Below are 26,161 nucleotides of genomic sequence, written 5' to 3'. Positions count from 1 at the left end.
GTGATCATGGTGACAGCCTCGGGCGGAGGTCGGCGATCCCGCGGTCCTCCGGCTCGCCGACAGCCGGGGGAGCGGGCCGCGGCGTGCTGCTCGGGCGGGGTGATGTGGGCGCGGCGAGCCGTACCTGTCAGGATTGACGACGGCGTGCGCGCGGCCGGCTCCCGGCCGGCGGCGGCGGGCGGCGGACGCAGCCCGTGCCGTGCCCGCCAATCGGCGACAGCAACCGACGGAGGTAGCCCGCACCGTGGCCCAGTTCATCTACGTCCTGGAAAAGGCGCGCAAGGCGCACGGCGACAAGGTCGTGCTCGACAACGTGACGCTGAACTTCCTGCCGGGGGCCAAGATCGGTGTGGTCGGCCCGAACGGCGCCGGTAAGTCCAGCCTCCTCAAGATCATGGCAGGCTGGGACCGGCCGAGCAACGGCGAGGCCCGGCTGATGCCCGGCTACACCGTCGGCATGCTCGCCCAGGAGCCCCCGCTCAACGACAGCAAGACCGTCCTCGGCAACGTCGAGGAGGCGGTGGCCGAGACCAAGGCCAAGCTGGAGCGGTTCAACTCCATCGCCGAGCAGATGGCCACGGACTACTCCGACGAGCTGATGGAGGAGATGGGCAAGCTCCAGGAGGAGCTGGACCACGCCGACGCCTGGGACATCGACTCCAAGCTCGAACTGGCCATGGACGCGCTGCGCTGCCCGCCGCCGGACGCCGACGTCACCCAGCTCTCCGGTGGTGAGCGCCGCCGGGTCGCGCTGTGCAAGCTGCTGCTGGAGGCCCCCGACCTGCTGCTGCTCGACGAGCCCACCAACCACCTGGACGCGGAGAGCGTGCAGTGGCTGGAGCAGCACCTGGCCAAGTACGCCGGCACCGTCATCGCCATCACCCACGACCGGTACTTCCTGGACAACGTGGCCAACTGGATCCTGGAGCTGGACCGCGGCCGGGCCTACCCGTACGAGGGCAACTACTCCACCTACCTGGAGAAGAAGGCCGCCCGGCTGGCCGTCGAGGGCCGCCGCGACGCCAAGATGAAGAAGCGCCTCTCCGATGAGCTGGAGTGGGTCCGCTCCAACGCCAAGGCGCGGCAGACCAAGTCCAAGGCCCGACTCGACCGGTACGACGAGATGGCCGCCGAGGCGGAGAAGACCCGGAAGCTGGACTTCGAGGAGATCCAGATCCCGCCGGGCCCGCGCCTGGGCAGCACGGTCATCGAGGCGAACGACCTGAGCAAGGGCTTCGGCGACCGGCTGCTGATCGACAACCTGTCGTTCTCGCTGCCGCGCAACGGCATTGTCGGCATCATCGGCCCGAACGGTGTCGGCAAGACCACCCTGTTCAAGACCATCGTCGGGCTGGAGCAGCCGACCGGTGGCGAGGTCAGGGTCGGCCCCACCGTCTCGCTGTCCTACGTCGACCAGGCCCGGCAGGGCCTCGACGGCGACAAGACCGTCTGGGAGGTCGTCTCCGACGGGCTGGACCACCTCATGGTGGGCAAGGTCGAGATGCCGTCGCGGGCGTACATCGCCGCGTTCGGCTTCAAGGGGCCGGACCAGCAGAAGCCGACCAAGGTGCTCTCCGGCGGCGAGCGGAACCGGCTCAACCTGGCGCTGACCCTGAAGATCGGCGGCAACGTCATCCTGCTCGACGAGCCGACCAACGACCTGGACGTGGAGACCCTCTCCAGCCTGGAGAACGCGCTGCTGGAATTCCCCGGCTGCGCCGTGGTCATCTCCCACGACCGGATGTTCCTGGACCGGGTCGCCACGCACATCCTGGCCTGGGAGGGCGACGACGAGAACCCGTCCAAGTGGTTCTGGTTCGAGGGCAACTTCGATGCCTACGAGAAGAACAAGGTCGACCGGCTCGGCGCCGAGGCGGCCCGCCCGCACCGGGTGACCTACCGCAAGCTCACCCGCGACTGAGCATGGCGGACCGCTTCGTCTACGACTGCACGCTGCGCTGGTCCGACCTGGACGCGTACGGGCACGTCAACAACTCGCGCTTCCTCACTCTCTACGAGGAGGCGCGAGTGGCGTTGATGTTCGCCGGCGGCCGGGCGTGGGGGGTGGGCTCGTTCGCCGACGGAGTGGTCATCCGCCGGCACGAGGTCGACTACCTGCGCCCGGTCGACTACGCGCTGGGCCGGGCCACCGCGGAGGCCGCCCCGACCGTCCGGATCGAACTCTGGGTGGAGGAGATCCGGGCCTCCCGGTTCACCGTCGCCTACGAGCTGTACGACGGCGACGTGCTGGCCAGCACCGCCCGGTCGGTGCTGGTGCCGTTCGACCTGGTGGCCAAGCGGCCCCGCCGGATCACCTCCGATGAGCGGGCCTTCCTGCTGGCGTACGCGCCCGCGGGCGGGGCGGCGTGAGTGGCGCGCGCGTCGTGACGCCGGGGCACGGGCTGGACGGGGTCGCCGACGCGGGGGCCTTCCTGGCCCGGCTGGTCCGCTTCGACCCGGCGACCGTGGTCCGGCTCCGCCCGGTCGACGGGGCCGGGCGTACGGCGCTCTGGGCCCGGCTGCCCTGGGACGTGCTGGTGGTCCGCACGGTGGCCGGCGTCGGCCCGGGTGACGTCACGGTCGCCGCCGCCGACCTGCTGGCCGAGCTGGAGTCCGCCGGCGGGGCGCTGCCGGGCCGGCGGGACGACCGGTGGCGCTGGCCGCTGCCGCCGGCGGCGAGCCGCCGGGTGGAGGCGTTGCCCGCCGGGGAGCTGCGGCGGATCGCCGAGGCGGCGGCGGGCACCCTGCGGACCGCCGCCACCGAGGGCGTGGGCGGCCGGGCGGTGGGTCAGCGGGTGCTGCGCGACGCGCTGCTCGACCACGTGGCGGTGGTGGTCACCCCGGACGACCCGCCGGGCGAGCCGGTCGAGGTGACCCAGCGCCTGGTCCAGGGCGTGGTCCGGATGGGGTTCCTCGGGCCCGCCGACGCCCCGGGCGAGGTCCAGGTACGCGTCGCGGGCCGCTGGATCGGCCTGGTGGGACCGTACGGAGCGGCATGGTCGCGCAAGGTTTCGGAGCTGGCGATCCGACCGGTGAAGGATCATCCGAACGGCTGACCCGTGGTCATTCTTCTGGGCTGGGGCTGTCGTTGGGGGGGTGCTTCAACCCGGCTGTCCGGGTACCGTCCATCCTCGGATCCAACGCACCGTAGGCGTCCGGATCCGCTGGGGAGTGAGGTGCGCGAGCGATGCCGTGGTGGTCATGGCGCCCTGGTCCCGCCGCTGGCGGCGGCGACCCGGAAACTCGAACCGGGATCACAGTGGACAGCACCGTCCGGGTCGGACCACCGTCCCCCCGGCAGCCGGGGGACGACTGCAAGGCCGCCGACCGGCCGGTGATCACGGACATGCCGGTCAGTGTGGAGCCGGTCACCCTGCGCCGGGTCTGTGCGGCCCTCGACCTGCTCGACGTGCGGTACCTGGCCGACGGCGACGGGAACCTGCTGGCCATGTGGGAGCGGCACGCGGTGCTGGTCACCCTGGAGGGCCCCGAGGACGAGATCCTGGTGATGCGGGCCCGTCCACACGCGACGGTCCCGCCGGACTGGGCGGACCGGGCCTACCGGGTAGTCAACGAGTGGAACCACACCCGCCGGTTCTGCAAGGCGTACATCGGCGACCCCACCGAGCGGGGTCAGCTGCCGATCTACGCCGAGCTGCAGGTGCCGCTGGGCGCGGGCACCCACGACGCGCTCCTGGTCGAGATGCTCGACTGCGGGGCGGCCGTGGCGACCACCTTCGTGGACTGGCTGCACGACGAGGGCGCCCTGCTCTGAGCCCGACGGGCGGGGCCGGCCCGGCCGGTCGCGACCGCCGGGCCGTCAGGCGTCCCCGGCCGGCTCCTCCATCACGTTGACCATGAAGTACGCGGCGCGCTCCAGGTAGTCCCAGAGCGCCTTGGCGACCTCCGGCGGCAGGTCCAGCCGGTCGACCGCCCGCCGCATGTGGTGCAGCCAGGCGTCCCGCTCGGCCGCGCCGATCCGGAACGGCGCGTGCCGCATCCGCAGCCGCGGGTGCCCCCGCTCGGCGGAGTAGGTGTTGGGGCCGCCCCAGTACTGCATGAGGAACAGCGTCAGCCGGTCGGCGGCCGGCCCGAGGTCCTCCTCCGGGTACATCGGGCGCAGCAGCGGGTCGGTGGCGACGCCGACGTAGAACTCGTCGACCAGCTTGCGGAAGGTGGGCTCGCCGCCGACCGCCTCGAAGAGGGTCGTCGGCGCACCGGGCCGGTCGGACTCAGCTGCGGAATTCACCGTTCCATCCTGCCAGGTGCCCCGGCACACCGGCCGCCGCGTACCGGCCGGGCGGGCTGCCGATCACGTCACAGCGTGGCTGCGCCGGCCCCCGGAGCGGCCGTCCGTCGCCCGGCCGGCGCGCGGCCGGCCGCCGGGCCCGGGCGCGCTGTCCCGGGCCGCGGCGTCGTCCCGGTTGGCCCGGTCGGCCGCCGCGACGGCCGCGTCGATGGTCTCGCCGTCCGGCCAGCGCAGGGCCGTCACCAGCATCAGCACCACACCGGCGGCGCTCCACAGGCCGACCACCACCGGGATGGAGAAGCGGTCGGCGAGCAGCCCGGTGACCAGCACCGAGGCGCCCTGGATCACCTGCATGCCGGTGGCCATCACGCCGAAGGCGCGGGCCCGGTAGCCGTTGGGCAGGGCGCGGACGAAGAGCCCGTTGGCGGTCGGCAGCAGGCCGGCGGCGGCGAAGCCGCAGGCGGCCGCGAGCAGGGCCACCACCACCGGTGGCGGGTCGAGGAGCGTGGGCACCAGGACCAGCGGGGCGATCACCGCCAGCGGCCGCATCAGGGCGAGCCGGCGGGCCGGCGCGACCGCCCGCCCCACCACCAGCCCGCCCAGGATGAACCCGACCGGGTTGGCGGCCATGATGACGGCCTGCGCGACGCCGCTGTCCAGCCCGTCGCCGGAGCGCTCGCCGGCCCAGGCGGCGGCCAGCCCCTCGGGGACGATCGAGAAGAGCATGGCGCTGAAGACCAGCACGGCGATGGCCCGCAGCACCGGGGTGCCGAAGACGATCTGGAAGCCCTGCCCCGTCTCGCGCAACAGGTGGCTGCGATGCGCGGCGGTCATCGCCGGTTCCCGGTCGCGGACGCCGAAGCGGGTCAGCGCGGCGGACCCGGCGAAGGTGGCCGCGTTGATCAGCAGCGCGGCGGTCGGGTTCACCGCGGCCAACGCGGCACCGAGGAGGTAGCCGACCACCTGCGCGGCCTGGGCCGAGCTGGCGTTCAGCGACAGGCCGAGGACCAGCCGGTCCCCGGTGAGGATGGCCGGCATGAGCGCGGACCGGGCGGCCTGGCTGGGCGGGTTGGCGAGCGTGGTGGCGAAGAGCAGGGCCAGGATCACCCACACCGGCACGCCCGGCAGGGCGATCAGCGCCATCAGCGCCATCCGGATCAGGTCGCAGACGACCATGACCTGCCGGTAGCGGTAGCGCTCGGCGAGTGCCGCGAGCAGCGGACCGCCGACCAGCCAGGGCAGGTAGCTGACCGCGAACGCGGCGGCGGAGAGGGCGATCGACTCGCTCTGCCGGTAGACCAGCACGGTGACCGCGGCCTTGGCCACGTAGTCGCCCACCCAGGAGAACACGGTGGCGATGAAGATCGCCCGGTACTCGGACTGGCCGAACACCTCCCGGAATGTGGCCGGCCCGTCCGGAGAGGGTCGCTCGTCGGACACCGTCGCCTCCATCGTGCCCCGCGAACGGCCACTCGTGACGGCCTGACGGGGACCCCGTCGTCAGATCTACGGATCAGCGAGGACATGATCACGCTCCGGCGGGAGCGCGTGCACCGGATTCTGCCCGATCGTCTGACAACTGGCTAGGGCGAACGGATTGGTCGTCGCATCTCCGACTGAACGAACGGACGATACCCGAGGGGCCGCGCGGTCCGCGACCCCCAGATTTCGGACTCCCCGATTCCGTCCTGCCCGGCAGGTCAGGTGGCCCCACCCTGACCGGTGCCCGGGGTGCCCACCGTCCCGGGCGCCCCGGCCGGGCCGATCCCGCCGGTCTGCGGCAGCCCCGGGTAGAGCCGGGCGGCCGCGATCTTCGCGGTGATGCCGGAGTTCTCCAGCGCCTCGGCCAGCCGGCGACGCAGCTCCCGGCCCACCGCGAACTGCCCGTCCGCGGTCGTCTTGACCACCGTCCGGATCACCGCGCCGTCCACGGTCATCTGCTCGACGCCCAGCACCTCGGGCGCCTCGACGATCTCCGAGGCCAGCTCCGGGTCCACCGCGATCGAGGCCGCCGCCGTACGCAGCACGGCGCTCGCCTCCTCGGTGCCGGCGAAGCCGATCGGCAGGTCCACCACCACCAGGGCCCAGCCCTGGCTCTTGTTGCCCACCCGGACGATCTCGCCGTTGCGGATGTACCAGAGCACCCCGCGACCGTCGCGGACGGTGGTCACCCGCAACCCCACCGACTCCACCACGCCGGTCGCCTCGCCCAGGTCCACCGTGTCACCCACGCCGTACTGGTCCTCGATGAGCATGAACAGACCCGCGATCAGGTCCTTCACCAGGCTCTGCGCGCCGAAGCCCAGCGCGACGCCGGCGATGCCCGCGCTGGCCAGCAGCGGAGCCAGGTCGAAGCTGAACTCCTTGAGCACCATCAGCAGCGCGATGCCGAACACGAACGCGGTGACCAGGCTGCGCAGCACCGAGCCGATCGCCTCGGCGCGCTGGCGGCGCCGCTCGGGGATGAACTCGGTGGGATCGAGCGAGGCCGACGGGATGCGCTCGCGCAGCGGCCGGAGCATGGTCGGCACCGCGCCCACGCTGGTGGTCCGGACCAGCCGGTTGATCGTCCGGTGCAACGCCCAGCGGGCGGCGAACGCCAACAGCAGGATCAGCGCGACCCGCAGCGGCTTGAGCAGGATCCAGTAGCTGCCCTCGGCGAACCAGACCGAGTCGGTCACCTCGAACACGCCCTTGCACCAGGTGTCCTGGAGGCATTCGGCCGAGGGTGAGGGGTCGGGGGTCGGGGCTGCGACGGGGAAGGTCAGGCTGCTGGCGCTCACCCTGTCTTCGTACCGCAACACCGTCGGCGGCCTCCCGCCGACCCACCGTCGGGCGACCCCCGCCCGCCGGACGGCGGTCCGCGAACCGGACATCTTCACACGCGCCGAAAAAGCTTCACGAGGGAGCCCGGATTAGTACGTGCAATCGCGGGTCTTATCAGGGACGATGGGCGCAACGGACGTCGGTGATCCCGCCGGCGTCGGTCGTGGTTCCCCGCTGCGCGGGGCGCGGCCGGCGTGGCCAGTGGTGGGCAGCTGGACCGGGAGGGTGAGCACGATGCCTGACATACGACCCACGGTGGGCTCCGGCGCGCTGGTTCTCAACGCCACCTACGAGCCGCTGTGTGTCGTGTCGGTGCGTCGCGCCGCCATCCTCGTGCTCTCCGCCAAGGCGATCTGCGTCGCCGACGGCGACGGCGTCCTGCACAGCGCCCGCGACGCCCTCCCGGTGCCCTCCGTGGTCCGGCTGACCCGCTTCGTCCGGGTGCCGTACCGCACCCACGTCGGGCTGTCCCGGCGGGCGATCTTCGCCCGCGACGGCGGGCGCTGCGCCTACTGCCGGGGGCCCGCGGAGACCATCGACCACGTCTTCCCGCGCAGCCGGGGTGGCCGGCACGCCTGGGAGAACGTGGTCGCCGCCTGTGCCCGGTGCAACCACACCAAGGGCGACAAGACCCCGGCTGAGCTGGGCTGGCGGCTGCACTCCCTGCCCGCCGCCCCCAAGGGCACCGCCTGGCGGGTGCTGGGTCACCGCGCGCCCGACCCGCGCTGGGCGGACTGGCTCGACCTGCGCGAGCCCGAGGCCGCCTGAGCGGGGCGCCGGCGCCGCCCGGTCACCGGTCGCGCGCCTTCACCAGCGAGGCGTACACCACCACGTTGTCGGCGTAGCCGGTGTCGCCACCCACCCACCGGCCGCCGCAGGTGATCAGTCGCAGGTTCGGGCGGCTGAAGTCGCCGAACACCTCGTCCACCGGCAGGTCCTCCTTGCCGTAGCGCTGCACCTGGTTCACCTCGAAGACCGCCACCTTCCGGTCCTCGCGGGTCACCTCGACCGTGTCGCCGTCGCGCAGGTCCCGCAGCCCGTGGAAGACCGCCGGGCCGGTGGTGGTGTCGACGTGCCCGACGATCACCGCCGGGCCGTACTGGCCGGGGGTGGGGCCCTGGTCGTACCAGCCGGCCTCCTGGGCGCGGGCGGCGTCGGGCACCCCGATGCTGCCGTCCGGGGCGATCCCGACGTGGTGCACCGGGGCCTGCACGTCGATCCGGGAGATCGAGATCAGGGTGGGTGGGCTGCCCGGCAGCACCGGGAACTTCTTCGGCGCCGGGCGCAGGCCGGCGATGAACCGGTCCGGCAGGACGCTGAGGCCGGTCACCTGCTCGACGCCGAGCATCGCGACGATCAGCGCCATCAGGGTGGCGATCACCATGAACGCGGCGCCCGGTCCCCGGCTCCGGTAGCCGCCGTACCGGGCCGGCCGCGCCGCCGGCCGTACCGGACGGGCGTGGGCGACCGGGTCGGTCGTGGTCACGCTGGCGGTGAATGCCTGGCCGGCCACCCGGCGGAAGCGGCCGGCCGCACGGGCCCCCAGCCGGGCCGCGGCGCGGACCCGGTCCCGACCCGACCGCGGGGTGCGTCTGCGTGTGCGGGTCATGGCGACGTGGGGTCAGGAGTTCGTCCCGGCCCGCCGGCGGCTCCCGCCGAACATCCCGAGCCCGGCCACCACGGTCACCACGGCCAGGCCGCCGACCAGGAGCAGCGAGCCCGCGCCCCGGCCGTCGGCGGTGCCGCCGGCCCCGGTCGCCGGGCCCTTGGTCGGCTGGGCCATGTTCAGCACGGTCAGGGTGGTCGACGCGGTGTTGCCGTTGGCGCACCGCAGGTCGACCGGGTAGTCACCCGGCTGCTTGTTGCCCGGGATGGTCACCGCCCCGGTCAGGAAGCCGTTGTCCGGCCGCAGCACCACCCGGCCGAAGGCGTCCGACTGCACGGTGGCCTGCTGGTTGTTGGCGTTGTCGCAACTGGCCCGGATGCTGACCCGGGTGCCGGCCTGCGCGGTGTTCGGCGTGACCTCGACGAAGGTGTTCTCCCCGGCCCGGGCCGGTGTGGCCGTTGCCAGGACGAACGCCGCGACCAGGGCGAACATCGCCAGGACGGCGGAAAAGGCACGATGGTACGCGCTGAGCCCCCGCATGATTCTCCCCTCCCGGCCAGGTGCGCCGGAATCCTGCGACGGGTGTCCGGGCCTGCATTCCCGCTCGCCGTGGGGCAAACCCGCCCGGTCAGCGGCGGCGGGTGCCCGGCGCCCCGGCCGGCGGGTTCGGCAGCGGGGTGACCGGGTGCCAGTCCAGCGGGGTGGAGAGCACCATCGTGCTGGACGGCTGGCCGTACGGGGCGAGCCGGTCGATGACCGCCTCGAACTCGGTGATCGAGCCGGCGGCGACCTTGAGCATGCTGCACGCGTCGCCGGTGATCCGGTGGATCTCCCGGATCTCCGGCCAGCCGGCGACGCCCGGGTCGTGCAGGATGCAGCGCGAGCCGTAGCAGGACATCCGGATCAGCGCGACCACGCCGCGACCGGCTCGGGTCAGGTCCACGTGGGCGTGGTAGCCGGTGATCACGCCGGACTCCTCCAGCCGGCGGACCCGCTCGGCCACCGCCGGCGGGGACAGGTGCACCCGCCGGGACAGCTCGCTGTACGACAGTCGCGCGTCGGTCTGCAGCTCACGCAGCAGGGCCCAGTCCATCTCGTCCACGCGTGGACCTTACCTTCTGCAGGTCGAACGGCAGAAGAGCCTTCCGCGCCAAAGGTGAAACTGCGGATCGCCGTCGAATCGGCATTCCGTACGCCGTTGTGACCAGGGCATCATGTCGTCACCCGGCTCACGGAGGAGACGACAAGGTGGATCAGACGGATCTGCGGGCGCCCACCCGGACCGCCGCGGTGCGCCCGGTCACGCCGCAGCAGCGCACCGCGCGGGCGGCCCGCAACGGCGGCGAACCCACGCTGGAGTTCGCCGACCGGGTGCCGTACGACGCGTACGTGCACGCCAGCACCCTGCACACCCTGCAGCGGCCGCTCAGCACGGACCCCGGCGAGATGTCCTTCCTGATGGTCAGCCAGATCATGGAGCTGTACTTCGGGTTGACCTGCCACGAGCTGCGCCAGGCCCAGCAAGACCTGCGCGCCGACCGGGTGTGGGAGGCGCTGGCGCCGCTGCGCCGGGCCGCGCTGCACCTGGAGGGCCTCAACGCCGCCTGGCACGGGCTGCGCTGGATGACCCCGGCCGACTTCAACCGGTTCCGCAACCTGCTCGGCGAGGGCTCCGGCTTCCAGTCCGCCATGTACCGGCACCTGGAGTTCCTGCTCGGCCTGCGCGACCCGGCGCTGATCCGGCCGTTCCGCCGCCAGGAAGACGTCTACGACGAGCTGCGCGCCGCTCTCGACGTGCCGAGCCTCTGGGACGACGTGATCGCCCTGCTCGCCCGGCACGGCCACGACCTCCCGGCCGACCTGCTGGAGCGGGACGTCACCGTCGAGCACCTGCCGCACCCGTCGGTCGAGGCGGCCTGGGTCGAGATCTACGACGACGGCGGGCCGCAGAACCACCTCCGCCTGCTCGGCGAGGCGCTGACCGAGGTGGCCGAGCAGTTCGGCGACTGGCGGTGGAACCACGTCAAGGCCGTGCAGCGCACCATGGGCGCGAAGGTCGGCAGCGGCGGCTCGGCCGGACTGGCCTGGCTGCAACGCAGCATGGCCCGGGTGGTCTTCCCGGAGCTGTGGTCGGCCCGGACGGCGATGTGAGCGGGGAGCGGGACATGACCACCTCGGAGCAGGAGGCGCACCGCCTCGACGCCGCCGACCCCGGGCACCGGCACCTCTTCCACGTGCCGCCCGCGGACGGCGGACGCTACCCGCAGACCGCCTACCTGGCCGGCAACTCCCTCGGGCTGCAACCGCGGGCCACCCGCGCGGAACTCCTCGCCGACCTGGACGCCTGGAGCCGGCTCGGTGTCGAGGGGCACCTGGAGGCGGAGCGGCCGTGGCTGCCGTACCACGAGCTGTTGACGGCGCCCGCCGCGCGACTGGTCGGCGCCCGGCCCGCGGAGACCGTGGTGATGAACTCCCTCACCGTCAACCTGCACCTGCTGATGGTGAGCTTCTACCGGCCCGCCGGGGAGCGGACCCGGATCGTCATCGAGGACAGCGCCTTCCCCTCGGACAGCTACGCGGTGCGCAGCCAGGCCCGCTTCCACGGCCTGGACCCGGACGACACCGTGGTCCGGCTGACGCCGCGCGCCGGCGAGGACACCCTGCGCACCGAGGACGTGACCGACTACCTGGCCGCCGAGGGCGACCGGGTGGCGCTGGTGCTGCTCGGTGGGGTCAACTACCTCACCGGCGAGCTGATGGACATCCCGACGATCACCGCCGCCGGCCGGGCGGCCGGCGCGATCGTCGGCTGGGACCTGGCCCACGCCGCCGGCAACGTGCCGCTGGCACTGCACGACTGGGACGTCGACTTCGCCGCCTGGTGCTCCTACAAGTACCTCAACTCCGGGCCCGGCGCGCTGGGCGGGGTCTTCGTCCACGAGCGGCACCTGGGCGACCCCCGGCTGCCCCGCTTCGAGGGCTGGTGGAGCACCGAGGCGACCACCCGGTTCGAGATGACCCCGGTCTCCCGGCCGCCGGCCACCGTGGAGGCCTGGCAGATCTCCAACCCGCCGATCTTCGCGATGGGCCCGGTGCGCACCTCGCTGGAGCTCTTCGACAGCGTCGGCATGCCGGCCCTGCGGGAGCGCAGCGTGCGGCTCACCGGCTACCTGGAACGGCTGCTCGACGAGGTGATCCCCGGCCGGCCGCTGACCGTGGTCACCCCGCGCGATCCCGCCCGGCGGGGCTGCCAGCTCTCGGTGCGCATCGGCGCCGGCAGCGCGGCCGAGCTGACCAAGCGGCTGCGGCACGAGCACGGCGTGGTCGCCGACGCCCGGGAGCCGGACATCGTCCGGTTCGCCCCGGTGCCGCTCTACTCCACGTACCACGACTGCTGGCGGGTCGCCGACGCGCTGGCGGCGACGGTTTCCGAGGTGCATCCATGAGTGCGGAACGCGACGAGATCGCGGTGGTCGGGGCCGGTCTGGCCGGCTGCCTGCTGGCCTGCTACCTGGCCCGACGCGGCTACCCGGTGGCCCTCTACGAGCGGCGGCCGGACCCGAGGACCGGGCGGGTCGAGCGCGGCCGGTCGATCAACCTGGCGCTCTCCGAGCGCGGCCTGGACGCGCTGCGCCGCATCGGCCTGGCCGAGCAGGTGATGGCGGACGCCCTGCCGATGCGCGGCCGGATGATCCACCCGGTCGCCGGTGAGCCGCAGTTCCAGTCGTACAGCGGCTCCGGGGACCGGGCGATCAACTCGATCAGCCGGGGCGCGCTGAACAACGCCCTGCTCAACGCCGCCGCCGCGCTGCCCGGGGTGCGGGTCGCCTTCGACCACCGGCTGGTCGGCCTCGACCCGACCAGCGGCGAGATGACCTTCGAGACCCCGCAGGGCAAGGTCGCCGCCACCGCGTCGGTCGTCCTCGGCGCCGACGGCGCCGGCTCCGCCGTGCGCGGGCAACTGCTCGGGTACGGAATGCTGACCGAGAGCCTGGACTTCCTCGACTACGGCTACAAGGAACTCACCATCCCGCCGCTCGGCGGGGACTTCGCCCTCGACCCGTCGGCGCTGCACATCTGGCCGCGCGGCACCTCCATGATGATCGCGCTGCCCAACCCGGACCGCTCGTTCACCTGCACGCTCTTCTGGCCCACCCACGGCACCGCCAGCTTCGCCTCGCTGGGCAGCCCGGCGGCGATCGAGCGGCACTTCGCCACCCACTACCCGGACCTGATCCCGCTCGCGCCCAACCTGGTCGACGACTACCAGCACAACCCGGTCGGGGTGCTGGGCACGGTCCGCTGCGCGCCCTGGCAGGTCGACGGGAAGGTGGCGCTGCTCGGCGACGCGGCGCACGCCATCGTGCCGTTCTACGGCCAGGGCGCCAACTGCGCCATGGAGGACGTCGTCGAACTGGACCGCTGCCTGGACGAGTGCGACGACGACTGGTCCGCAGCGCTGCCGCTCTACCAGCGGCGCCGGCAGGACAACGCCGAGGCGATCGCCCGGATGGCGCTGGCCAACTTCGTGGAGATGCGGGACAAGGTCGCCTCGCCGGTGTTCCAGACCCGCAAGCGGGTCGAGCACGCCCTGGAACGGGCGCTGCCCGGCCGGTACGTTTCGCAGTACGAACTGGTCTCCTTCTCCACCACCCCGTACGCGCAGGTGCGCCGCCGGGTGCGCCGCCAGTACGCGGTGGTGGGGGCGGTGGCCGCGGGCGGGCTGGCGTTGCTGGTCGGCGTGGTGGGTGCGGCGATCGGCCGGGGGAGGCGCGGATGACGCTCTGGGACGCGCGGCTGATGGCCGGGAGCGCGCCGGACGGGCCGGGGTTGCTGCGCCACTTCGTCGGCGGCGAGTTCGTCGACGCGGGGCCGCGCTTCACCAAGCGCAGCCCGGTGACCGGCGAGCCGGTCTTCGAGGTGGTCGAGGCGTCGAAGTCCACGGTGGACGACGCGGTGGCCGCCGCCCGGGCGGCGCTGCGCGGGCCGTGGGGCCGGATGGGGGAGCGGGAGCGCGCCGAGGTGCTGCGCCGGGTCGCCGACGAGCTGGAACGTCGCTTCGACGACCTGGTCACCGCCGAGGTCGCCGACACCGGCAAGGCCATCTCGCAGGCCCGCACCCTGGACATTCCGCGCGGCGCGGCGAACTTCCGGGCCTTCGCCGAGATCGTGGCGACCGCGCCGACCGAGTCGTTCACCACGGTCACCCCGGCCGGCGGGCGGGCGCTGAACTACGCCGTCCGCAAGCCGGTCGGCGTGGTCGCCGTGATCGTGCCGTGGAACCTGCCGCTGCTGCTGCTCACCTGGAAGGTGGCCCCGGCTCTGGCCTGCGGCAACGCCGTGGTGGTCAAGCCCAGCGAGGAGACGCCCGCCTCCGCGACGCTGCTGGCCGAGGTGATGGCCGCCGCCGGCGTGCCGGACGGGGTGTTCAACCTGGTGCACGGCTTCGGCCCGGACTCGGCCGGTGAGTTCCTCACCCGGCACCCGGGGGTGGACGCGATCACCTTCACCGGCGAGTCGGCCACCGGGGGCGCCATCATGCGGGCCGCCGCGGACGGGGTGAAGGCCGTCTCGTTCGAGCTGGGCGGCAAGAACGCCGGGCTGGTCTTCGCCGACGCCGACCTGGACGCGGCGGTGGCCGGCTCGGTGCGCTCCAGCTTCACCAACGGCGGGCAGGTCTGCCTCTGCACCGAGCGGATCTACGTGCAGCGCCCGGTCTTCGAGGAATTCACCGCCCGACTGGCCAAGCGGGCCGGGGAACTGGCGTACGGGTGGCCGGCCGACGAGGCCACCGCGAACATGCCGCTGATCTCGCACGGCCACCGGGACAAGGTGCTGAGCCACTACGCGCTGGCCCGGACCGAGGGCGCCGAGGTGCTCACCGGGGGTGGCGTGCCGCGCTTCGGCGACGGCCGCGACGGTGGGGCGTACGTGCAGCCGACCGTGCTGACCGGGCTCGGCCCGCGGGCGCGGACCAACACCGAGGAGATCTTCGGCCCGGTCGTGCACGTGGCCCCGTTCGACGACGAGGACGAGGCGTACGCGCTGGCCAACGGCACCGAGTACGGCCTGGCGGCGACGGTCTGGACCCGGGACGTCGGCCGGGCGCACCGGGCCGGCGCCCGGCTGGACGCCGGCATCGTCTGGGTGAACACCTGGTTCCTGCGCGACCTGCGCACCCCGTTCGGCGGCGTGAAGGCCTCCGGCATCGGCCGGGAGGGTGGCGTGCACTCGCTGGACTTCTACTCGGAACTGACCAACGTCTGCGTGGACCTGTCGTGAGCGGGCGAGGAGCCGGCGTGAGAGCTGACATCGAAGCGGCGAACCGGGAGCTGGCCGAGGCCCGTACCAGCGGGAAGCCCTGCCCACCGCTGCGCGGGCGGCTGCTGCCCGAGGGCGACGTCGAGTCGGCGTACCGGGTGCAGCAGTTGCAGGCGCGGGCGTGGCAGGGCCGGGGCGAGCGCCGAGTGGGCGCGAAGATCGGGCTGACCTCCCGGGCGGTGCAGGAGAGCTTCGGCGTATTCCAGCCGGACTTCGGGGTGCTGACCGACGCGATGGCGGTCGGCGACGGCGTCGAGGTGCCGATCGAGCGCCTGCTCCAGCCCCGGGTGGAGGCGGAGATCGCCTTCGTGCTCGGCGCGGACCTGACCGACGAGCGGGTCACCACCGTGGACCTGCTCCGGGCGGTCGACCACGTGCTCCCGGCCATCGAGATCGTCGACTCGCGGATCGCCGGTTGGGACATCTCCATCGTGGACACCGTCGCCGACAACGCCTCCAGCGGGATGTTCGTGCTCGGCACCACGCCGCGCCGGCTCGCCGACGTGGACCTGCGGTTGTGCGGGATGGTGCTGGAGCACGCCGGCGAGCCGGCCTCGGTCGGCGCCGGGGCGGCCTGCCTCGGCAATCCGTTGCACGCGCTGGAGTGGCTGGTCCGGACGATGGCCCGGGCCGGGGACCCGCTGCGCGCGGGCGACGTGGTGCTCTCCGGGGCGCTCGGCCCGATGGTGCCGGTCACCCCGGCCGCCGCGTACGAGGCCCGGATCTCCGGGCTCGGTTCGGTGCGGACCTGTTTTGCGAAGGAGGCCCGGGCATGACCACGGGTGTGGCGGTGATCGGGTCCGGCAACATCGGCACCGATCTGATGATCAAGGTGTTGCGGCTCAGCGACAGCCTCCGGATGGTGGCGATGGCCGGCATCGACCCGGAGTCCGACGGCCTGGCCCGGGCCCGGCGGCTCGGCGTGGCCACCACCGCCGGCGGCGTGGACGGGCTCGTCGCCATGCCCGAGTTCGCCGACGTGGAAGTGGTCTTCGACGCCACCTCCGCCGGCGCGCACCGGCACAACGACGCCGTGCTGCGGGCGCACGGCCGCACGGTGGTCGACCTGACCCCGGCGGCCATCGGCCCGTACGTGGTGCCCCCGGTCAACCTGGACGAGCACCTGCACGAGAGCAACGTCAACATGGTCACCTGCGGCGGGCAGGCCACCGTGCCGATCGTCGCCGCCGTCGGCCGGGTCACCCCGGTCGCGTACGCGGAGATCGTCGCCTCGATCGCCTCGAAGTCGGCCGGTCCGGGCACCCGGGCCAACATCGACGAGTTCACCGAGACCACCGCCCGGGCGATCGAGGTGGTCGGCGGCGCGGAGCGCGGCAAGGCCATCATCGTGCTCAACCCGGCCGACCCGCCGCTGCTGATGCGCGACACCGTCTACTGCCTCTGCCCGGACCCCGACGCCGACCGGGCCGCCATCGCCGCCTCGGTGGCCGACATGGTGGCCACCGTGCAGGAGTACGTCCCCGGCTACCGGCTCAAGCAGGACGTGCAGTTCGACCGGGTCGACACCTACGTGCCGTCGCTCGGGCGGCACCTGACCGGCTGGCAGGTCTCGGTCTTCCTGGAGGTCTCCGGGGCCGGGCACTACCTGCCGGCGTACGCCGGGAACCTGGACATCATGACCTCCGCCGCGCTGCGCACCGCCGAGCGACTGGTGGCCCTGGGCGCGAAGGGAGTGCCGGCGTGACCGACCTGTACATCCAGGACGTGACGCTCCGCGACGGCATGCACGCCATCGCCCACCGCTACACCGTCGACCAGGTGCGCACCATCGCCGCCGCGCTGGACGCCGCCGGGGTGGCCGCGATCGAGGTGGCGCACGGCGACGGGCTGGCCGGGTCCAGCGTCAACTACGGCCACGGCGCGGCGAGCGACGCCGACTGGATCTCCGCCGCCGCCGAGGTGCTGACCACCGCGAAGCTGACCACCCTGCTGCTGCCCGGGATCGGCACCATCGCCGACCTGAAGGCGGCGAAGGCGCTCGGGGTGACCAGCGTGCGGATCGCCACCCACTGCACCGAGGCGGACATCTCCGCCCAGCACATCTCCTGGGCCCGGGAGAACGGCATGGATGTCTCCGGGTTCCTGATGATGTCGCACATGAACGACCCGGCCGGGCTGGCCGCCCAGGCCAAGCTGATGGAGTCGTACGGGGCGCACTGCGTCTACGTCACCGACTCCGGCGGCCGGCTGCTGATGTCCGACGTGGCGCAGCGGGTCGACGCGTACCGGCAGGTGCTCCGGCCGGAGACGCAGATCGGCATCCACGCCCACCACAACCTGTCGCTCGGGGTGGCCAACAGCGTGCTCGCCGTCGAGCACGGCCGGATCGCCGGCGACGGGCCGGCCGGCCCGGACGCCCCGCACGGCCGTACCGTCCGGGTGGACGCGTCGCTGGCCGGGATGGGCGCCGGGGCCGGCAACGCCCCGCTGGAGGTCTTCGTCGCGGTCGCCGAGCTGCACGGCTGGAAGCACGGCTGCGACGTGTTCGCGCTGATGGACGCGGCCGACGACATCGTCCGGCCGCTGCAGGACCGCCCGGTCCAGGTCGACCGGGAGACGCTCTCCCTCGGGTACGCCGGGGTCTACTCCAGCTTCCTGCGGCACGCCGAGCGGGCCTCGGCGAAGTACGGCGTGGACGTCCGCTCGATCCTGGTCGAGCTGGGCCGGCGGCGGATGGTCGGCGGCCAGGAGGACATGATCGTGGACGTGGCGCTGGACCTGGCCGGCCGCGAGGAGCAGGGGGAGGCCGCATGATCGGGGTGGATGTCGCGGGGATCGCCGAGCGGCTGGGCGTGGCGGCGGACTCGGCCACCGCGATCCCGCAGTTGGCCGCCGAGACCGGCCTGGACGTCGACGCCGCGTACGCGGTGCAGACCGCGCTGCTGCAGCGCCGGCTCGACCGGGGCGAGCGGCTGGTCGGGCTCAAGATGGGGCTGACCAGCAAGGCGAAGATGGCCCAGGTCGGCGTGGACGAGGTGATCTGGGGCCGGCTCACCGACGTGATGCGGGTCCCCGACGGCGGCACTGTCGACGTGGCCGACTTCATCCACCCACGAGTCGAGCCGGAGGTCGCGTTCCTGCTGGACCGCCTCCCCGATCCGGGCGAGCCGGTCGGCGCCTTCGCCGACGCGGTCCGCGCGGTCGCCCCGGCGATCGAGCTGATCGACTCCCGCTACGCGAACTTCACCTTCTCCCTGCCGGACGTGGTCGCCGACAACACCTCGGCGGCGGCGTTCGTGGTCGGGCCGTGGTCGCCGGTGCCCGACGGGCTGGACAACCTGGGCGTGCTGCTGGAGATCGACGGGCGGGTGGCGCAGGTCGGCTCGACGGCGGCGATCCTCGGCGACCCGCGCCGGGCGCTGGACGAGGGCATCCGGCTGGCCGGCCGGCACGGGGTGCGGATGCGCTCCGGGTGGGTCTTCCTCGCCGGCGCCGCCACCGCGGCTGTGCCGCTGCGCCCCGGTGCCCACGTGCGTGCCGTCGTGGATAAGCTCGGGGCCGCCTCGCTGCGGGCCGCGTCGTGACCGCCCGGGTGGTCGCCGGCAAGGCGGTGCCGCGGGGGGCGTTTCCGCACGTCAAGGTGGCGGGCGGGTTCGTCTTCGTCTCGGGTACGTCGGCGCGGCGGCCGGACAACACCTTCGCGGGTGTGTCGGTGGACGAGTTCGGCACCACGGACCTCGACATCCGGGTGCAGACCCGGGCGGTCATCGAGAACATCCGTGATCTGCTGCGGTCGGTCGGTGCGGACCTCTCCGACCTCGTCCAGGTGACCTCGTACCTGGTCAACATGAACGACTTCGGTGGTTACAACGAAGTGTGGGCGGAGTTCTTCGACGCGTCCGGCCCGACCCGGACGACCGTTGCCGTGCACCAGTTGCCGCACCCGCACCTGCTGATCGAGATTCAGGCCGTCGCCCTGCTTCCCCAAGGAGGTCAGTCGTGAGTGAGATCGCCGAGCCGTTCAGCTTCCCGGGCTGGATCGCGGAGAACCAGCACCTGCTGAAGCCGCCGGTGGGCAACAAGGAGATGTTCCCGGGTGGGGACGACTTCATCGTGATGGTGGTGGGCGGGCCCAACCAGCGCACCGACTTCCACGTCGACCCCTACGAGGAGTTCTTCTACCAGGTCAAGGGCAACATGCACATCAACCTGATGACGCCCGAGGGGCCGCGTACGGTGCACGTGCGCGAGGGTCAGATGTGGATGCTGCCGCGCAACACCCCGCACTCGCCGCAGCGCCCCGAGCCCGGCTCGATCGGCGTGGTGGTGGAGCGGGTCCGCGAGGAGGGCACGCTGGAGAAGTTCCAGTGGTACTGCCCGGAGTGCGGGCACAAGGTGCACGAGGTGGAGCTGCAGGTGCGCGACATCGCCGCCGACCTGCCCCCGGTCTTCCAGGCGTTCTACGCCGACGAGTCCGCGCGCACCTGCGACAAGTGCGGCACGCTGCACCCGGGCAAGGGCTGATGCGCCCACCGGTCGTCGACGTGCACACGCACGTCGTACCCAGGGGGTGGCCGGACCTCGCCGCGGCGTGCGGCGGGTCCGGCTGGCCCTGGTTGCGGGTGGACTCCGAGCGCGCCGCCATGATCATGGTGGGCGAGACCGAGTTCCGTCCGGTCGGCGCGGAGTGCTGGGACGCGCCGACCCGGCTGGCCGACATGGCCGCCGATGGCGTCGACGTGCAGGTGGTCTCCCCGACGCCGGTCTTCTTCTCCTACGACCGCCCCGCCGACCAGGCGGTGAAGGTCGCCCGGATCTTCAACGACCTCACCCTGGAGGTCACGGCCGCCGGTGGGGACCGGCTGGTGCCGTTCTGCCAGGTGCCGTTGCAGGACCCGGACGCGGCCTGCGCCGAGCTGGACCGCTGTCTGGCGGCCGGGCACGTGGGCGTGGAGATCGGCAACCACGTCGGCGACCGCGACCTCGACGACGCCGGCATCGTGCAGTTCCTGACCCACTGCGCGGCGGTGGGCGCGCCGGTCTTCGTGCACCCGTGGGACATGGCGGGCGGGCCCCGGCTGGACCGGTGGATGGCCCGCTGGCTCACCGGCATGCCGGCCGAGACGCACCTGTCGGTGCTGGCGCTCATCCTCGGCGGGGTCTTCGACCGGGTGCCGGAGACGCTGCGGATCTGCTTCGCGCACGGCGGCGGCAGCTTCCCGTTCTGGCTGGGCCGCGCCGACAACGCCTGGCACCGCCGTGGCGACCTGGTACGCGGCGCCTCGACCGCGCCGCCCAGCTCCTACACCGACCGGTTCAGCGTCGACTCGGTGGTCTTCGCCCCGGCCGCGCTGCGGCTGCTGGTGGACACCATGGGCGCCGACCGGGTGCTGGTGGGCAGCGACTACCCGTACCCGCTGGGGGAGCGGCCGGTCGGGCGGGTGGTCCACGAGGCGGACTTCCTTACCGGCGAGCAACGCGCCAAGCTGCTCGGCGGCAACGCGCTGCGCTTCCTCGGCCGGCCGGGTATATAAACATCGCATGGCGTTATATAGTCTTCTCGTGAAGACTGTTATCGACCTCGATGATGACCTGCTCGAACGCGCGCGGCGTGAGCTGGGCACCAAGAGTAAGAAGGACACGATCCACGCGGCGCTGCGGCTGGTGGCGGAACGCAGCGAGCGGCTGGAGGCCGTACGCGAACTGCTGTCCGTCGACCGTGACTGGACCGGGATCCTGAACGACGACAAGACACCACGCGGCCAGCAGGATGCCGCGTGACTCCGAGCGGCCTTTATCTGATCGACACGTCGGCCTGGGCCCGGATGCGTCTGCCGGTGGTCCAGAAGCGACTCGCGGCGATCCTCGAGGAGGGCCTCGCGGCAACATGCCTTCCGCTGGATCTCGAGGACGGCCGCAGCGCGCGGGACTTCCGGGACGCCATGACCATCCGTGCCCGGCGCGCTCAACTCATGGTGGACCTGCCGGTCACCGCTGCGGTCTGCACGCGAGCCCGGGACCTGCAGTTGGCGCTGACCGCCCGAGGTCACCACCGCGCCGCGAGCCCGGTTGACGTGACCGTCGCCGCCACGGCCGCCGAATACTCCGCGACCGTTCTGCACTATGACCGTGACTTCGACCTCCTGAGCGAGGTCGGTGGCCCACGGTCCGAGTGGGTCGCTCCGGCGGGCACCCTCTCCTGACGCCACGTCGGCGCGGATCTGCGTCCCGGCCGTGTCGACGGGCCAACCGGCCGCCGAGCGGGCAGGATGGCGGCATGGCCGAGCCGCACGACCTGACCGCGCTGGAGCAGGCCGCCGCCGTGGCGCGGGGCGAGCTGTCCAGCGTGGAACTGGTCGAGCACCACCTGCACCGGGTGGACGCGCTCGGCGACACCGTCGGCGCGTTCGTCACCGTCACGCCCGAGCGCGCCCTCGCCGCCGCCCGGGCCGCCGACGCGGTACCGGTCGCGGGGCGCGGGCCGCTGCACGGCGTACCGACCGCGATCAAGGACCTGACCCTCACCGCCGGGGTGCGCACCACCTTCGGCTCGGCGGCGTTCGCCGACTTCGTCCCGCCGGTGGACGCCGACGTGGTCCGGCTGATGGCCGCCGCCGGGCTGGTCAGCCTCGGCAAGACCACCACCTCCGAGCTGGGCTGCTCGCTCTACTCCGAGGGGCTGGTCGCGCCGCCGGCCCGCAACCCGTGGGACCTGGCGTACACCGCCGGCGGCTCCAGCGGCGGCGCGGCGGCCGCGGTGGCCACCGGCCTGGTCCCGGTCGCCCAGGGCTCCGACGGCGGCGGGTCGCTGCGCATCCCGGCCGCCCTCTGCGGCCTGGTCGGCTACAAGCCGAGCCGGGGCCTGGTCTCCAGCGGCCCGCTCGGCTTCGGCGCGTTCGGCCTGCCCACCAACGGCCCGCTCGGGCGTACGGTCGCCGACGTCGCCGCGCTGCTCGACGCGATGGCGGTGCCGGTGCCCGGCGAGCCGTACCTGCCGCCGCCGCGACCCGACGGCGGCTACCTCGGCGTCGCCCGCCGGGCCGCCCCGGGCCGCCTGCGGATCGGCCGCTTCGACGCCCCGATGCTCGCCGAAGAGCCGGTCCACCCCGACTGCGTCGCCGCGGTGGACCGGGCCGCCGCGCTGCTCACCGCGGCCGGCCACGAGGTGGTCGAGGTCGACCGGCCGCTCGGCCCCGCGGTGTGGCCGCTCTTCGAGACCCTCTGGTACGTGCTGGCGCTGGCCCCGGTGCCGCCGGAGCGGGAGTCCGAACTGCTGCCGCTGACCCGGTTCCTCCGCGCCCGGGGCGCGGTCGTCGGCGCCGGCGCGCTGATGGCCACCCTCGGCGAGATCCAGGCCCAGGTACGCCTCGGCGCCCGTCGCACCGCCCACTGCGACCTGCTGCTCTGCCCCACCCTGGCCGCACCCCAGGCGCCGATCGGCTGGTTCACCGCCGACGCCGACCCGGCCGCCGATTTCGACCGGCAGCGCCGGTTCTCGCCGTACTGCGCGGTGTTCAACGTGACGGGAGATCCGTCCGTCTCGCTACCACTCGGGCGCACCGCGACCGACCTGCCCGTCGGGGTGCTGCTGACCGGTCGCTACGGCGACGACGCCCGACTGATCGCCACCGCAGCGCAACTGGAACACTGCAGTGACGGATGGGATCGGCACCCCGCAATCTGGCGGGGCGTCGACTCCGCTAACGTGAATGGCAGCGGAGTCGGGAGGTCGGCGCCATGATCGTCACCCGACCCGGATGCTCTGGTCGCTATCTTCCGCCTGGGGGCGTTGGGATTGTCTGTCACTGAGACGTTGCTGATCTTCGTCGGCATCCCGGCGGCGGTGATGCTGGTGATCGTCGGTCTGGTGTTCGCCAGCAACCGCCGAGGTGGCGGCGGGTCCAAGCGCTACCGGCCGGGCCGCCGCTTCGACTTCACCCCCGTCTGGTTCCTGGGCCGCCCGGAGCAGCTGGCCGACTCGGCCGGCACCGCCCTGTCCGCAGGCGCGCAGGCGCCGGCGCTGACCAGCCACAAGCTCGAGCAGGCCGGCATCGAGGCGCCGGCCGGTGGAACCGGAGGCGCAAGTGACCGTTGGTGAGATGCAGACCGGGACGGGTAACCCGCCCGACGTGCTGGACGGGCCGTTCTCGACCCGCCAGCTGCTGCGCATCGACGAGGCGCTCCGCCTGGCCGACCAGGGCACCGGCCTGGTCTTCTCGGTCTACGTGGGCGGCCTCGACGAGCCGGTCCGGGAGCACGCCGAGCGCCTGCACCGCCAGCTCGCCGACCCCGACCGGTCCGTCCTGATCGCGGTGTCGCCCAACCAGCGCCAGCTGGAGGTGGTCACCGGCCGGCACGCGCGCAAGCGCATCCCCGACACGTACGCTCGGCTCGCCGCGCTGTCGATGGTGGCGGCGTTCGGCGGCGGCGACCTGGCCGGTGGCATCATCAACGGCCTCGACCAGCTCGCCAGCCACGCCGGCAGGGCCTGAGCCCCCGCACGTACGACGAAGCCCGGCCCGCGTGACGCGGGCCGGGCTTCGTGCTTCCGATGACGGTCCGGGGCCGGCGCGGGCTCTCGCCCACGCCGGCCCCGGACCGGGTACTCCTGTCAGGCGCTCTGGGCGTCCTTGGCGCGGGCCCTGAGCGAGCGGACCACCCCGTCGCGGCCCTCGGCGACCAGCCGGCGCAGCGGCGCCGGGTGCCCGTCCTGCGCCAGCCAGGCGTCGGTGGCCGCCACCGTCTCCTCCTCGACCAGGTACGCCGGGTAGGCGAGCTGGACGAACTCCTGCGCCGGCTCGCTGTCCCGCTGCGCCCAGACCTGCGCCACGCTGGCGAAGTACTTCTCCCGGTACGGCGCGGTGAGCTCCACCTGCGCCGGGTGGGTGAAGCCCTGCAGCAGCGCCCGGTTGCGCCAGTTCGGCAGCGACTGCGGGCCGGTCAGCTCGGCCCAGACCGCCGCCTTGTTCTCGGCGGTCGGCACCAGCGCGTGCGCGTACGCGGCCTCCCGCTCGCCGCTGGCCGTCCGGTCGGCGGCCAGCTCGGCCTCGACCTCGGCGGCGCCGGCCGCCCCGTTGGCCACCAGCGACTGGAGGACCGTCCAGCGCAGCTCGGTGTCGATGGTCAGCCCAGCCGGCACGCCGTTGCCGTCCAGCCAGCCGCGCAGGGTCGCCAGGTCCTCGGCGGAGCGGGCCGCCGAGGCGTACGCGCGGGCCCAGGCGAGCTGGAAGCCGCTGCCCGGCTCGGCGGCGGACAGCGCCGTCTTCGCGGTACGGGCCAGCTCCGCCCAGCCGGTCGGCGCCCAGGCCGGGTCGGCGTAGACGGTGATCGTGGTGCTCGCCTGGCGCTGGGTGGCGGTGACCAGGTTGATGTCGGTCTCGGCGGGGAGCCCGGCCAGCACCAGCGCCACGTAGTCGCGGGCGGCGAGCTCCGCGTCGCGGGTCATGTCCCAGGCGGCCGTCCAGCACAGGGCCCGGGCCAGCGAGGACTCCAGCCCGGCGATGTGCTGCACTACGGTAGCCATCGACCGCTCGTCCAGCCGCAGCTTGGTGTACGTCAGGTCGTCGTCGTTGAGCAGCAGCACGTCGGCGGCCCGCTTGCCGTGCAGCGCGGAGAGCTCGGTCTGCTCGCCGGTCACGTCGACCTCGATCCGCTCCCGGCGGACCAGCCGGCCGTCGGTGCGGTCGTAGAGGCCCACGCCGATGCGGTGGGTACGCAGCGTCGGGTACCCCGCCGGTGCCTCCTGGCGGACCAGCACCCGCTGGTACGTCCCGTCGTCGCCGATGGTCACCTCGGGGCGCAGCGTGTTGACCTGGGCGGTCTCCAGCCACTGCGCGGCGAACTTGCGCAGCTCCCGACCGGAGGCGGTCTCCAGCTCGGAGAGCAGGTCGTCGAAGGTGGCGTTGCCCCAGGCGTGCTTGCCGAAGTACGCCCGCAGGCCGGCCAGGAACGGCTCCTCGCCGACGTACGCGACGAGCTGCTTGAGCACGCTGGCGCCCTTGGCGTAGGTGATGCCGTCGAAGTTGACCTCGACCGCCTCCAGGTCCGGCATCTCGCAGTACACCGGGTGGGTGGAGGAGAGCTGGTCCTGCCGGTATCCCCAGTTCTTCCGGATCGACAGGAAGGTCGTCCAGGCCTCGGAGAACCGGGTGGCGTGGGTGTTGCACCAGTGGCTGGCCCACTCGGCGAACGACTCGTTCAGCCACAGGTCGTTCCACCAGCGCATGGTGACCAGGTCACCGAACCACATGTGCGCCAGCTCGTGCAGGATCGTGTTGGCCCGCTGCTCGTACTCGAAGTCGGTGACCTGGGAGCGGAACAGGTAGTGCGACTCGGCGTGCGTGACGCAGCCGAAGTTCTCCATCGCGCCGGCGTTGAAGTCCGGCACCCAGAGCTGGTCGTACTTGGGCAGCGGGTAGCGCACCCCGAACTGCTCGTGGAAGAAGTCGAAGCCCTGCTTGGTGATCAGGAACAGGTCGTCGGAGTCCAGGTGCGGCGCCATCGAGGCCCGGCAGAAGACCCCCAGGTCGATGCCGTCGTGGCTGTCCCGCACCTCGTGGTACGGCCCGGCGCAGAGCGCGGTGATGTAGGTGCTCATCCGGGCCGACTCCACGAAGTGGACGGTCTTGAGCGCCTCGCCGGCCGGCTCCTCGCGCTCCACCGGCATGTTGGACACCACGCGCCAGTGGTCGGGGACGGTGGCGTGCCAGGTGTAGACGCTCTTCAGGTCGGGCTGGTCGAAGCAGGCGAAGACCCGCTGCGCGTCGGCCGTCTCGAACTGGCTGTAGAGGTAGGTCTCGCCGTCGACCGGGTCCACCGTGCGGTGCAGGCCCTGCCCGCTGTTGGAGTACGCGAAGTCGGCGTCCACGACGAGCGTGTTCTCCGCGGCCAGCCCGGACAGCGCCAGGCCCTTCTCGGCCGACCAGCCGGAGAGGTCGACCGGCGCGCCGTTGAGCGTCGCCGACCGCACCGACTCGGCGGCGGTCTCGATGAAGGTGCCGGCACCCGGCTCGGCGCAGCGGAACCGGACCTGGGTCACCGACCGGAACGTACGGCCCTCGGCCTGCACGGCGGTCGACAGGTCCAGGCTGATGTCGTACCCGGTCACCTCCAGCAGGCGGGCCCGCTCGGTGGCCTCCACCTGGGTCAGGTTGCGCACTCCCGGCACTGTTCGTCTCCATCCCACTCTCGCCGCCTCG

The 26,161-nt window shown here is 73.0% G+C and carries 28 protein-coding genes; 21 read left to right on the top strand and 7 right to left on the bottom strand.

What is annotated here, in order from left to right; genetic code table 11:
• Positions 1-244 precede the first annotated feature (244 nt).
• From ettA to ACTMTB_RS04765, 4 genes are all read left to right on the top strand, one after another.
• The gene (gene ettA, locus ACTMTB_RS04780) at positions 245-1,921 is read left to right on the top strand and encodes an energy-dependent translational throttle protein EttA (RefSeq protein WP_334571555.1); all 1,677 of its coding nucleotides are present in this window, start codon (positions 245-247) and stop codon (positions 1,919-1,921) included.
• Positions 1,922-1,923: 2 nt separating this feature from the next.
• A complete protein-coding gene (locus tag ACTMTB_RS04775; protein ID WP_441142724.1) occupies positions 1,924-2,370 on the top strand; it encodes an acyl-CoA thioesterase in 447 nt (148 codons plus the stop codon).
• The gene (locus ACTMTB_RS04770) at positions 2,367-3,056 is read left to right on the top strand and encodes a hypothetical protein (RefSeq protein WP_441142722.1); all 690 of its coding nucleotides are present in this window, start codon (positions 2,367-2,369) and stop codon (positions 3,054-3,056) included. The genes ACTMTB_RS04775 and ACTMTB_RS04770 overlap by 4 nt, the downstream gene beginning before the upstream one ends.
• A 131-nt stretch (positions 3,057-3,187) precedes the next feature.
• A complete protein-coding gene (locus ACTMTB_RS04765) occupies positions 3,188-3,775 on the top strand; it encodes a YbjN domain-containing protein (RefSeq protein WP_280836195.1) in 588 nt (195 codons plus the stop codon).
• Between the two features lie 45 nt (positions 3,776-3,820).
• On the opposite strand, the gene ACTMTB_RS04760 is transcribed toward ACTMTB_RS04765, so the two are convergent.
• The 3 genes from ACTMTB_RS04760 to ACTMTB_RS04750 form a co-directional block, all read right to left on the bottom strand.
• Positions 3,821-4,249: a globin gene (locus tag ACTMTB_RS04760; RefSeq protein WP_357607187.1), complete on the bottom strand. Its 429-nt coding sequence runs from the start codon at positions 4,247-4,249 to the stop codon at positions 3,821-3,823.
• 63 nt (positions 4,250-4,312) lie between these two features.
• Positions 4,313-5,701, bottom strand: coding sequence for an MFS transporter (locus ACTMTB_RS04755; protein ID WP_441142719.1), 1,389 nt, complete (start codon positions 5,699-5,701; stop codon positions 4,313-4,315).
• 248 nt (positions 5,702-5,949) lie between these two features.
• Positions 5,950-7,125: a mechanosensitive ion channel family protein gene (locus tag ACTMTB_RS04750; RefSeq protein ID WP_441142717.1), complete on the bottom strand. Its 1,176-nt coding sequence runs from the start codon at positions 7,123-7,125 to the stop codon at positions 5,950-5,952.
• Positions 7,126-7,309: 184 nt separating this feature from the next.
• On the opposite strand from ACTMTB_RS04750, the gene ACTMTB_RS04745 reads away from it, so the two are divergent.
• A complete protein-coding gene (locus ACTMTB_RS04745; RefSeq protein WP_441142715.1) occupies positions 7,310-7,843 on the top strand; it encodes an HNH endonuclease in 534 nt (177 codons plus the stop codon).
• Positions 7,844-7,865: 22 nt separating this feature from the next.
• On the opposite strand, the gene ACTMTB_RS04740 is transcribed toward ACTMTB_RS04745, so the two are convergent.
• From ACTMTB_RS04740 to ACTMTB_RS04730, 3 genes are all read right to left on the bottom strand, one after another.
• Positions 7,866-8,684: a class F sortase gene (locus ACTMTB_RS04740; RefSeq protein ID WP_441142713.1), complete on the bottom strand. Its 819-nt coding sequence runs from the start codon at positions 8,682-8,684 to the stop codon at positions 7,866-7,868.
• A 12-nt stretch (positions 8,685-8,696) separates the two neighbouring features.
• Positions 8,697-9,173: a hypothetical protein gene (locus ACTMTB_RS04735; RefSeq protein ID WP_280836245.1), complete on the bottom strand. Its 477-nt coding sequence runs from the start codon at positions 9,171-9,173 to the stop codon at positions 8,697-8,699.
• 136 nt (positions 9,174-9,309) lie between these two features.
• Entirely contained in the window at positions 9,310-9,783 is a 474-nt protein-coding gene (locus ACTMTB_RS04730; protein WP_441142711.1) for an Lrp/AsnC family transcriptional regulator, read from the bottom strand.
• Positions 9,784-9,929: 146 nt separating this feature from the next.
• Here ACTMTB_RS04730 and ACTMTB_RS04725 point away from each other — a divergent pair, with 146 nt between their 5' ends.
• From ACTMTB_RS04725 to ACTMTB_RS04650, 16 genes are all read left to right on the top strand, one after another.
• Positions 9,930-10,832: a tryptophan 2,3-dioxygenase gene (locus ACTMTB_RS04725; protein ID WP_441142709.1), complete on the top strand. Its 903-nt coding sequence runs from the start codon at positions 9,930-9,932 to the stop codon at positions 10,830-10,832.
• Positions 10,833-10,846: 14 nt separating this feature from the next.
• Positions 10,847-12,127: a kynureninase gene (gene kynU, locus ACTMTB_RS04720; RefSeq protein WP_441142707.1), complete on the top strand. Its 1,281-nt coding sequence runs from the start codon at positions 10,847-10,849 to the stop codon at positions 12,125-12,127.
• Positions 12,124-13,461 (top strand): FAD-dependent oxidoreductase, encoded by a 1,338-nt coding sequence (locus tag ACTMTB_RS04715; RefSeq protein ID WP_441142705.1) that lies wholly within the window; start codon positions 12,124-12,126, stop codon positions 13,459-13,461. The genes kynU and ACTMTB_RS04715 overlap by 4 nt, the downstream gene beginning before the upstream one ends.
• Before the next feature lie 20 nt (positions 13,462-13,481).
• Complete coding sequence (locus ACTMTB_RS04710; RefSeq protein ID WP_441143971.1) at positions 13,482-14,963, top strand: 2-hydroxymuconic semialdehyde dehydrogenase; 1,482 nt, start codon at positions 13,482-13,484, stop codon at positions 14,961-14,963.
• Between the two features lie 17 nt (positions 14,964-14,980).
• The gene (locus ACTMTB_RS04705; RefSeq protein WP_441142703.1) at positions 14,981-15,778 is read left to right on the top strand and encodes a 2-keto-4-pentenoate hydratase; all 798 of its coding nucleotides are present in this window, start codon (positions 14,981-14,983) and stop codon (positions 15,776-15,778) included.
• Complete coding sequence (locus ACTMTB_RS04700) at positions 15,775-16,707, top strand: acetaldehyde dehydrogenase (acetylating) (RefSeq protein WP_441142701.1); 933 nt, start codon at positions 15,775-15,777, stop codon at positions 16,705-16,707. Before ACTMTB_RS04705 ends, ACTMTB_RS04700 begins: the two co-directional genes overlap by 4 nt.
• Complete coding sequence (gene dmpG, locus ACTMTB_RS04695) at positions 16,704-17,777, top strand: 4-hydroxy-2-oxovalerate aldolase (protein ID WP_179801417.1); 1,074 nt, start codon at positions 16,704-16,706, stop codon at positions 17,775-17,777. The genes ACTMTB_RS04700 and dmpG overlap by 4 nt, the downstream gene beginning before the upstream one ends.
• Positions 17,774-18,547, top strand: coding sequence for a 2-keto-4-pentenoate hydratase (locus ACTMTB_RS04690; protein WP_441142699.1), 774 nt, complete (start codon positions 17,774-17,776; stop codon positions 18,545-18,547). The genes dmpG and ACTMTB_RS04690 overlap by 4 nt, the downstream gene beginning before the upstream one ends.
• Positions 18,544-18,966, top strand: coding sequence for a RidA family protein (locus tag ACTMTB_RS04685; RefSeq protein WP_441142697.1), 423 nt, complete (start codon positions 18,544-18,546; stop codon positions 18,964-18,966). Before ACTMTB_RS04690 ends, ACTMTB_RS04685 begins: the two co-directional genes overlap by 4 nt.
• On the top strand, positions 18,963-19,487 hold the full coding sequence (locus ACTMTB_RS04680; RefSeq protein WP_334571583.1) for a 3-hydroxyanthranilate 3,4-dioxygenase: 525 nt from the start codon (positions 18,963-18,965) through the stop codon (positions 19,485-19,487). Before ACTMTB_RS04685 ends, ACTMTB_RS04680 begins: the two co-directional genes overlap by 4 nt.
• Positions 19,487-20,497 (top strand): amidohydrolase family protein, encoded by a 1,011-nt coding sequence (locus tag ACTMTB_RS04675; protein WP_441142694.1) that lies wholly within the window; start codon positions 19,487-19,489, stop codon positions 20,495-20,497. Before ACTMTB_RS04680 ends, ACTMTB_RS04675 begins: the two co-directional genes overlap by 1 nt.
• A 28-nt stretch (positions 20,498-20,525) precedes the next feature.
• Positions 20,526-20,744: a type II toxin-antitoxin system VapB family antitoxin gene (locus tag ACTMTB_RS04670; protein WP_334571585.1), complete on the top strand. Its 219-nt coding sequence runs from the start codon at positions 20,526-20,528 to the stop codon at positions 20,742-20,744.
• Positions 20,741-21,166 (top strand): PIN domain-containing protein, encoded by a 426-nt coding sequence (locus ACTMTB_RS04665; RefSeq protein ID WP_441142691.1) that lies wholly within the window; start codon positions 20,741-20,743, stop codon positions 21,164-21,166. Before ACTMTB_RS04670 ends, ACTMTB_RS04665 begins: the two co-directional genes overlap by 4 nt.
• A 74-nt stretch (positions 21,167-21,240) precedes the next feature.
• A complete protein-coding gene (locus ACTMTB_RS04660; protein WP_441142689.1) occupies positions 21,241-22,704 on the top strand; it encodes an amidase in 1,464 nt (487 codons plus the stop codon).
• Positions 22,705-22,758: 54 nt separating this feature from the next.
• On the top strand, positions 22,759-23,061 hold the full coding sequence (gene ctaJ / locus ACTMTB_RS04655; protein WP_435819943.1) for an aa3-type cytochrome oxidase subunit CtaJ: 303 nt from the start codon (positions 22,759-22,761) through the stop codon (positions 23,059-23,061).
• Positions 23,048-23,455: a DUF5130 family protein gene (locus tag ACTMTB_RS04650; protein WP_357607150.1), complete on the top strand. Its 408-nt coding sequence runs from the start codon at positions 23,048-23,050 to the stop codon at positions 23,453-23,455. Before ctaJ ends, ACTMTB_RS04650 begins: the two co-directional genes overlap by 14 nt.
• Before the next feature lie 119 nt (positions 23,456-23,574).
• Here ACTMTB_RS04650 and pepN read toward each other — a convergent pair whose 3' ends face one another.
• The gene (pepN, locus tag ACTMTB_RS04645; protein WP_441142687.1) at positions 23,575-26,121 is read right to left on the bottom strand and encodes an aminopeptidase N; all 2,547 of its coding nucleotides are present in this window, start codon (positions 26,119-26,121) and stop codon (positions 23,575-23,577) included.
• Between the last annotated feature and the right edge of the window lie 40 nt (positions 26,122-26,161).

Source organism: Micromonospora sp. L32 (assembly GCF_052068055.1).
GTDB lineage: Bacteria > Actinomycetota > Actinomycetes > Mycobacteriales > Micromonosporaceae > Micromonospora > Micromonospora purpureochromogenes.
The sequence above is the reverse complement of the archived record's forward strand: the minus strand, read 5'-3'. Positions and strand labels throughout refer to the sequence as shown.

Coding starts and splice junctions, on each gene's coding strand:
- ACTMTB_RS04775 (WP_441142724.1), top strand. CDS start 1,924: ATGGCGGACCGCTTCGTCTACGACTGCACGCTGCGCTGGTCCGACCTG.
- ACTMTB_RS04765 (WP_280836195.1), top strand. CDS start 3,188: ATGCCGTGGTGGTCATGGCGCCCTGGTCCCGCCGCTGGCGGCGGCGAC.
- ACTMTB_RS04755 (WP_441142719.1), bottom strand. CDS start 5,701: ATGGAGGCGACGGTGTCCGACGAGCGACCCTCTCCGGACGGGCCGGCC.
- ACTMTB_RS04750 (WP_441142717.1), bottom strand. CDS start 7,125: ATGTCCGGTTCGCGGACCGCCGTCCGGCGGGCGGGGGTCGCCCGACGG.
- ACTMTB_RS04745 (WP_441142715.1), top strand. CDS start 7,310: ATGCCTGACATACGACCCACGGTGGGCTCCGGCGCGCTGGTTCTCAAC.
- ACTMTB_RS04740 (WP_441142713.1), bottom strand. CDS start 8,684: ATGACCCGCACACGCAGACGCACCCCGCGGTCGGGTCGGGACCGGGTC.
- ACTMTB_RS04735 (WP_280836245.1), bottom strand. CDS start 9,173: ATGTTCGCCCTGGTCGCGGCGTTCGTCCTGGCAACGGCCACACCGGCC.
- kynU (WP_441142707.1), top strand. CDS start 10,847: ATGACCACCTCGGAGCAGGAGGCGCACCGCCTCGACGCCGCCGACCCC.
- ACTMTB_RS04715 (WP_441142705.1), top strand. CDS start 12,124: ATGAGTGCGGAACGCGACGAGATCGCGGTGGTCGGGGCCGGTCTGGCC.
- ACTMTB_RS04710 (WP_441143971.1), top strand. CDS start 13,482: ATGGCCGGGAGCGCGCCGGACGGGCCGGGGTTGCTGCGCCACTTCGTC.
- ACTMTB_RS04700 (WP_441142701.1), top strand. CDS start 15,775: ATGACCACGGGTGTGGCGGTGATCGGGTCCGGCAACATCGGCACCGAT.
- ACTMTB_RS04690 (WP_441142699.1), top strand. CDS start 17,774: ATGATCGGGGTGGATGTCGCGGGGATCGCCGAGCGGCTGGGCGTGGCG.
- ACTMTB_RS04675 (WP_441142694.1), top strand. CDS start 19,487: ATGCGCCCACCGGTCGTCGACGTGCACACGCACGTCGTACCCAGGGGG.
- ACTMTB_RS04660 (WP_441142689.1), top strand. CDS start 21,241: ATGGCCGAGCCGCACGACCTGACCGCGCTGGAGCAGGCCGCCGCCGTG.